Origin of the sequence: Streptomyces sp. NPDC048270 (assembly GCF_040652335.1) — a bacterium.
In the GTDB taxonomy this organism is placed as follows: Bacteria; Actinomycetota; Actinomycetes; order Streptomycetales; family Streptomycetaceae; genus Streptomyces.
In genome coordinates, this window is record NZ_JBEZLV010000121.1 from 1 (window position 1) to 2,210 (window position 2,210).

General features: G+C 74.0%; 3 protein-coding genes. All 3 read left to right on the plus strand.

The annotated features are described in order from the left end of the window. A partial coding sequence (locus tag AB0D66_RS34480; RefSeq protein ID WP_362311089.1) for a hypothetical protein occupies positions 1-522 on the plus strand: 522 nt, incomplete at its 5' end. A 27-nt stretch (positions 523-549) separates the two neighbouring features. Further along, positions 550-1,290, plus strand: a complete 741-nt coding sequence (locus AB0D66_RS34485; protein WP_362311090.1) for a response regulator transcription factor — start codon at positions 550-552, stop codon at positions 1,288-1,290. Then, the coding region (locus tag AB0D66_RS34490; RefSeq protein ID WP_362311091.1) for a HAMP domain-containing protein at positions 1,287-2,210 on the plus strand (924 nt) is incomplete at its 3' end. The genes AB0D66_RS34485 and AB0D66_RS34490, both read left to right, overlap by 4 nt.

Sequence of the window (2,210 nt, forward strand, 5' to 3'; positions counted from 1 at the left end):
GAGGCCGACTTCCTGTCGCTGGCCTCGCACGCGGCCTGCGGCGCGCAGCCCGCCGAGGGCGGCGGCGCGGCGCGCACGACGAGCTTCACCGAGAACGGGGTCACCGTCACCCTGTCGGTGTCCGACTGGCAGGCCCCGAACGGCACGGTGACCGCCGTCTTCACCCCCGAGGAAGGCTTCCACCTCTACAGCGCCGATCTGCCCGCCGGCGGGATCGAGGGCGTGGGCCGGCCGACCGCCGTGAACGTCACCGGAGTCCTGCGGGCCGCCGGGAAGCTGACGGCCGCCGCCGAGGTGCGCACGATCAGCCTGCCCGGTGTCGAGGCCCCGGTCCCCGTCTATCCGGACGGCCCCGTCACCACCACGCTGCCCGTCCGGGCCGACGGCGACGGGGAGGCGACCGTACTGCTCGGGTACGCGAGCTGCAGCGCGCGGGACGGCTGCACCATCCCGGTCTCCGACCGCCCCGTGCACCTGCGCGTCACCGGCGACGGCCCGGCCTTCACCACCCCCCGGCCGTAGGAACGGGCGTTCACCTAAGGTGTGCCCATGCCCAGCGTCCTGGTCGTGGAAGACGACCCCAGCATCCGCCAGTCACTGATCGAAGTCCTGGCGGAGCACGGGTATGCCGTACGCAGCGCGGCCGACGGGTTCGGCGCCCTGCGCGAGGTGACCCAGGTGCCCGTCGACGCGGTGGTCCTCGACCTGGGGCTGCCCGATCTGGACGGAGGAGACGCACTGCGCATGATCCGGGGCATATCCTCCGTCCCCGTGCTGGTGGCCACCGCCCGCGACGACGAGACCGAGATCATCAAGCTCCTCAACGCGGGCGCCGACGACTACCTGGTCAAGCCCTTCTCCGGAGGACAGCTCATCGCCCGCCTCTCCGCCGTCCTCCGGCGCACCAGCCACCTCCCCCCGGCCCACGCCACCCACGCCGCGCAGACCGGGCAGGGGCCGCGGCCCGCGGCCTCCGCCGAACCGCTGCGCGCCACCACCGTGGGCGAGCTGGCCGTCGACCCGGGTGCGCGCACCGCGTACCTGGCCGGCCGGGAGCTCCACCTCACCCGCCGGGAGTTCGACCTGCTGGCCTTCCTCGCCCACCACACCGGGCAGGTCGTCTCCAAGCGGCGGCTGCTGACCGAGGTGTGGCGCGAGCCGTACGTGGACGACCAGACCGTCGACGTGCACCTGTCGTCCCTGCGGCGCAAGCTGGGCGAACGCGCGGCGGCCCCGCGCTACCTGCTGACCGTCCGCGGCGTCGGCATCAAACTGGTGGCGCCGCGTTGAGACGCTCACTGGCCGGAGTGGCGCTCGCCGTGACCTCCATGGTCGCCCTCTCCTTCCTCATACCGCTGGCCGCACTGGTGATGTCGCTCGTCAAGGAGCAGAGCGTCACCGCGGCCGAGCAGCGGGCCGCCGCTCTGGCCCCCGTGCTGACGCTCACCACGGACCCCGCCGCCCTGCGGGAATCCGCCGCGAGTCTGGACGCGACCGAGCACCTGGTGGTCCACCTGCCGGGCGCCCCGGCCATCGGCAGCTCCCGAGCCCCCGCCGCCCTGCTCGAACGGGCCCAGCGCGGACGCGAGTCCATCTCCCAGCAGATCCCCGCCGGCTGGATCTGCCTGCAGCCGGTGGTGCTGCCCGGCGACCGGGTCGCCGTCATCGAGAACTTCGTCCCCGAGGCGGAACTGACCCGCGGGGTCAAGGCCTCCTGGGCCGTCATGCTCCTCCTCGCCGTGGGCCTGGTCGGCGGTTCCGTGCTGGTCGCCGACCGCCTCGGAGCGAAGGTGGTCCGGTCCTCCAAACGACTCGCGCACGCTTCCCACGCGCTGGGCGAGGGCAACCTGGACGCCCGCGTGGACCCCATGGGCCCCAGGGAACTGCGCGACGCCGGTGTCGCGTTCAACGCGATGGCCCACCGGATGACCGAACTGCTCGCCGTCGAACGCGAACTGGTCGCCGACCTGTCCCACCGGCTGCGCACCCCGCTGACCGCCCTGCACCTGGCATCGGAACGGATGGCGGGCTCACCGGAGTCGGCCAGGGTGGAGGCGGCGGTGGGCGCGCTGGAGACGGAACTCCAGGCCATCATCGCGGCGGCGCGCACCCCGCTCGCGGTGGGCCCCATGGGCCACGGCCTGCGCGGAACGGACGTCGATCCGGGCGCCGGCCACCAGGCCCCCGGCGCGGGAGCGGCCGGACCCCGC